The 4,931-nt window shown below is 44.1% G+C and carries 5 protein-coding genes and 2 pseudogenes; all 7 read right to left on the bottom strand.

Translation table 11 applies throughout. The annotated features are described in order from the left end of the window. Window positions 1-326 (bottom strand): annotated as a pseudogene (locus BN338_RS01640) (hypothetical protein); the annotation flags it as partial. Window positions 327-347: 21 nt separating this feature from the next. Continuing rightward, window positions 348-581 carry a hypothetical protein gene (locus BN338_RS01635; RefSeq protein ID WP_039758411.1) on the bottom strand — a complete coding sequence of 78 codons (234 nt, stop codon included), beginning with the start codon at window positions 579-581 and terminating at the stop codon, window positions 348-350. Window positions 582-590: 9 nt separating this feature from the next. Beyond that, entirely contained in the window at window positions 591-1,724 is a 1,134-nt protein-coding gene (locus BN338_RS01630) for a phage tail protein (protein ID WP_039758410.1), read from the bottom strand. 7 nt (window positions 1,725-1,731) lie between these two features. Then, window positions 1,732-2,745, bottom strand: a complete 1,014-nt coding sequence (locus tag BN338_RS01625; protein ID WP_039758407.1) for a phage tail protein — start codon at window positions 2,743-2,745, stop codon at window positions 1,732-1,734. Window positions 2,746-2,753: 8 nt separating this feature from the next. Then, window positions 2,754-3,755, bottom strand: a complete 1,002-nt coding sequence (locus BN338_RS01620) for a phage tail protein (RefSeq protein ID WP_039758405.1) — start codon at window positions 3,753-3,755, stop codon at window positions 2,754-2,756. Window positions 3,756-3,766: 11 nt separating this feature from the next. Beyond that, window positions 3,767-4,405, bottom strand: coding sequence for a transglycosylase SLT domain-containing protein (locus tag BN338_RS01615; protein WP_039758403.1), 639 nt, complete (start codon window positions 4,403-4,405; stop codon window positions 3,767-3,769). Then, a pseudogene (locus BN338_RS11990) lies at window positions 4,398-4,931 on the bottom strand (glycine zipper family protein); the annotation flags it as partial. The pseudogene BN338_RS11990 and the gene BN338_RS01615, both read right to left, overlap by 8 nt.

Here is a 4,931-nt window from a genome sequence, read left to right as displayed (position 1 = left end):
TCGGCTTTCTGTTTTGCCTCATTAGAACTCGTGAGGACCTGACCTACCGTTTGACCGGCCTGCGTAACTTCTGTACTTACTCTTTCTACTGCTTTGTGTGCTTCTTCGGCAACCTGCTGTGCTCCATTCGCACGCGCCATCGCTTTTTCTGCTTCTTGCCTTGCATTAACAACCTGTTCTAACGGCGCAAAGGTTTCATACGAATACAAAGATGCCGTCCCTAAAAGCTTGGGAACAACAACCGTATCTTGCGATGTCCCTTCTCTGATTTCCTCTTGTGTCGCTACAGGCAGAAAATATTCATGTGTATGATATGGTATCTTCATCTACTTTATTCCTTACATCATTCACAGGGCTTCATCTAATGAACACTCTTTCAAGTCTTCAAGCTCTTCTCTTAAAATCTCTAAGCGCTTCTCTAAATCTTTCACACGACCATCAAGCTCCGCTTTCAAAGATGTTTTCAGTAAATCAAAAACACCATGAAGCGGCGCATGCACAAAATAACCCCCTGAATACAAAACGACCCGTACTTGTGACGGGTCGCTAAGCTCTGATATGGCAAACGGTTTTAATGACATTTCAACTCCTCATGTCTTGATCCCATAAACGATACTCACATTAACGGGGCGCGTCTCAACACCACCAAAACTCTCTGCCATAAGGTGATGTTCATGATGCGCTCTGTCATGGACACCCTCTTTGATCGGCGTCGAATAATATAAAAAGTTTGCAAAGGGGCTCCGGATAAACCAAGGCAAACGAGGTGGTTTATCTTTTTCTGTGAACCAAAAGGGAGCCTCTACCTGTGGAATTCCTGCTATTTGGTCAAATTCTTGATTACACTTGTCAAAAGCATCCCCGTCTAAACCTAAACACTCTTCGTCTATAGCTCTCTTGCGCCTTCTCACGGGCGCTTCAGAAGAAGAAACATCCCGTCTTTTTCGAGAAGAACCGCCATCTGAAGAGGAAGGACCTATAAAATGTTCATGCGCTTTCAAAGAGCAGCCTTGTTGACTTGCAAAAGAACGCCAAGGGTCTAGATTGCGCTCGTAGTCCATACCTCGTAGAAACATTCCACGAAAATCCGGAACATTAAACGTCGTAGCACCATCCCCTTCTCCCCATGTTGTTCCTATCGCCTCAAACAAGGCTCTATAAGTTCTTCGCGAATAAGCATGCCCATCACACAATAACCAACCATCCGGCAAGCGTTCCATGCCAAAAGGACCGATTAAACCAGACGGTAAACGTTTTAAGGAAGAAACTTTTCCCCTTGTGGGATTGAGAATTTGCCAACCGGTTATATCTTCATCATAAATAACTCTATAAAGACAGCCATCTTGGATTTCTCCTCCCATTAAAGCTAATAAACCGGTGGCTGTTGCTTTATAAACGGGCTTGCCGGCTAAATCATTCAAAGCAATCTTTGTCGACCCAACATTCTTGCCCGTCGCTTTAAAACAAAGCGATATCCCATTCTTATACTCTAAAAATGTCGACGGACTTTGAAGACGTATCGCACTCGTCTTTTGCTTACCATCAATCATAACAATCCCTTCAACCACACCCCCCGTATCCCATAAATACTCACGTATCCTTTGCATCATAAAACGAGCACTGTTATTGACCGTGTTCGGTTGCTGTCCCTCTGACCAATTAATAAGATTATCGGCTCCACCATTCTCGGATGCCGTTAAAGACCAATCATAAATCGTCGACATCTTGTCCTCACGTCTTAATCGCAAACACAACACTCATATTCATCGGGCGTGTCTCAATTGCCCCAAAACTTGCCGATGAAACATCACGCATATGAAGGTGGGTATGAGGAAAGGCTAGCTTATGATGAATCCGTATATCCTCTGCTCTCACACCCAAACGTTCGGCTAGCTTCAGCCTTTGCTGTTCATTAAGCACATAACCCCAGATGATCATCATATGACCATGCCAACTCTCCTCCTCATTTTCAGCATTCAAAATCGTAAAGGATTGACCTCCATGATCATGCTTTCTCATAGCGTCATGCTGTAAAGTGCCTAGATAACGAAAACGGTCTATCTCGCGCTCATCATCAACTCCACGCAAAAAAACACCACGCAAATCGGGAACATGAAACTTGCTATAATCATCAATGCTTCCCCACCTGATCCCTATCGCTTTGTAAAGAGCACTATACTCACTGCGCAAATAAGCCTTACCATCACACAACAACCAGCCATCCGGTAAAACTTGCATCCCAAAAATTCCTATCGTCCCTGTAGGATAAACCGAGAGAACTGGTCCTTGTGGTAAAGAAACCGGCGTAGGATTTAAGACATGCCAAGCATCTTCCCTATAGACCAAGCTATAAATGCATCCCTGTTGAAATTCTCCTCCCGATAAAGGACCAATGCCTAATTCCGTCGCCTTATAAACGGGCTTGCCGGATAAATCATTCAAAGCAATGGTGGTCGCACCAACATTCTTAACCCTCGATTTAAAACAAAGCGATATCCCATTCTTATATTTCAAAAAATGCGATTGGCTTTGAAGTCTTATCAACGTTGTCTGATGTTCAGCATCAACCGTAAATGTGCTTTCAATCACACCACTCGTATCCGATAAATATTCTTTTACGCGTTGCATCATTCCACGGGCGCTATTATTCACGCTACTAGGACGCTGCCCCTCTGTCCAATCAATCAAATCATCACAATAGGCATTCTCAGAGGCATTGAAAGACCAATCATAAATCGTTGACATCTTAAACCTCACGTCTTAATCGCAAACAGGACAGAAACATTCACAGGGCGCGTCTCTCCTTCCCCAGTGCTTTCCAAAACAACTTCTTGATTCTCATCAACGGAATAGGGCGAGACAATGTAGCCGTCTAAATTCTCACGCTCTATACCCATAAAATTTGCTATAGCCCCTCCTCCAAACAAGCCTAGACGATAACCCAATACATCCGTCGTATTCCCATCCCAAAAGTTTTCATTGCTGGTAAAATGAGGCATCGAAAGAGTTTGACCTTCATGCTGGTGAGACTGGATTAAATCTGTCTGAATGCTTGCAAATCGACGATTGGGGTCTCGATGACTGCCACCATCAACACCCCGTAAAAACATCCCTCGTAAATCCGGAACATTAAACGTCGTTACACGATCCCCTACCCCCCAAACCGTTCCTATCGCTGAAAAGAGTCCTGCATAATGCGTCCGTGAATATGCCCTCCCATTGCACACAAGCCAATCCTCTGGAACATCACGCATACCAAACGTGCCTATAAAACCAGTAGGGTAAAGGCTCTTTTCTTCTTCTATGGGGATAGAGGTAGGATTAACAAGATGCCAACTATCTCCACGAGACACCAATGTATAAATACAACCTTCTTGGATTTCGCCTCCAACTAAAGGACTGACACCCAATTCTGTTGCTTTATAAACAGGCTTGCCATTTAAAGCATTAAGCAAAACCGTGCTCGCACCAACATTCCTGTCCGTCGCCATAAAGCGCAAAATGATACCACTCTTATACTCTAAAAACTGTGAGCTGCTTTCAAGCCTTATCGTGCTCGTTTGTTGAACATGATCATTGGTAACAATCCCTTCAATTACACCACCTATATCGGATAAATACTCACGCATCCTTTGCATCATCACACGGGCGCTGTTATTGACCGTGTTCGGTTGCTGCCCCTCTGACCAATTAATCAAATCATCCGCGCGTGTGTTATCCGCCGCTCTAAGCGACCAATCATAAATCGTTGACATAGTCGTGAATCCTAAACTCCGTAAAACGCGCGCATAAATTGCGTCATCAAAGGATTATCATCTTCATCACTCTCTTCTTCTTCCGAAGCTTCTTCTTGTGATGCCAATAATGCCCGTAAAACATCGAGCAAGTTGTCTCTATTGCCAAAACTTCCCTGTGCTATAGGATTTGTTCTATAAGGCTTCCCCCCATACATCTGTAAAACACGGTTGACAAAATCACTTGCGCGCATGCTACTGTTGCCACTATTCAAACCAACTGCATTGCTGCCAACGAGTTGTGCGGCATTGGCATGGGGATTTTGTAAAAGACGGGCGGCTCCTCCTGCCCCTTGTTGATGAGCCAAATATAATTCCGCCTCCGTGGGCGCTCTGCCCAAAACGCGGCTTAAGTGATTGCGATTATCACGCGTTAATCTGCCCATAGCATCAGACGCTTGCACCGGGTCAAAACGGTCTTGCAAGCCATATTGCTTGGCTGTGCTGTCTATAAATTGATACAACCCACCCGCTGAAGAACGTGGATTCCTTGCATTCGGATTGCCGCCACTTTCCACTTGTGCAACACGGTATAAATAGTTCTCAGGCAATCCATAACGCATGGCTGCTTGACGGATCGCTTGATCTACTGAAGGATTATAGCTATTCATAGAAGCGACTCCTTACAAATCTGCCCACTTGCCCCGCCAATGCCGAAGAAATAAGGTGTGCTACCTTCTCACTAAAAATTCCCCTTTTATGCCATTTTATGAACCTTTGTAATATTTGAGTAACTTCCTGCTGGCTCATACCGTTAACGCCAAAAGTTGCTAACTTCGCTATATCACGTTCAAGTATTTGCCTTTCTTTTTGAGGCAATTTCCTAATCGTATCAGATAAAATATTTTGTGTAATTTTTGCCCCTGCACGTGCTGCACTAACTTTTCCGTACGGCATATTAACACCTGTTAAAGAAGAAACTTCAGGCGTCCCTTGAAACGGTTTTAGTGCTCTTGCCGCCGCGTCTTCATAAAACTTTTCAGCATCTGCAGCCTTTTTAAATGTCCTAAACTTTTTAAGTCCCATAACCCTGCGAAGGTTTTTAGATACGCCCTCTGCCTCTAAAGTACTCGAAAGTTTATTAATAGGACTATTACGTCTTAATATGCTATCAACATAGTCTCTCACTCCTACGTT

It is taken from the genome of Bartonella queenslandensis AUST/NH15, from assembly GCF_000312585.1.
Classification (GTDB): Bacteria; Pseudomonadota; Alphaproteobacteria; order Rhizobiales; family Rhizobiaceae; genus Bartonella; species Bartonella queenslandensis_A.
Note: the sequence above shows the minus strand (reverse complement) of the source record. Positions and strands in the feature narration are given on the sequence as shown.

What these genes read in the sequence shown, in the direction of transcription:
- BN338_RS01635 (WP_039758411.1), bottom strand. Translation starts at nt 581, where the DNA reads ATGTCATTAAAACCGTTTGCCATATCAGAGCTTAGCGACCCGTCACAA.
- BN338_RS01630 (WP_039758410.1), bottom strand. Translation starts at nt 1,724, where the DNA reads ATGTCGACGATTTATGATTGGTCTTTAACGGCATCCGAGAATGGTGGA.
- BN338_RS01625 (WP_039758407.1), bottom strand. Translation starts at nt 2,745, where the DNA reads ATGTCAACGATTTATGATTGGTCTTTCAATGCCTCTGAGAATGCCTAT.
- BN338_RS01620 (WP_039758405.1), bottom strand. Translation starts at nt 3,755, where the DNA reads ATGTCAACGATTTATGATTGGTCGCTTAGAGCGGCGGATAACACACGC.
- BN338_RS01615 (WP_039758403.1), bottom strand. Translation starts at nt 4,405, where the DNA reads ATGAATAGCTATAATCCTTCAGTAGATCAAGCGATCCGTCAAGCAGCC.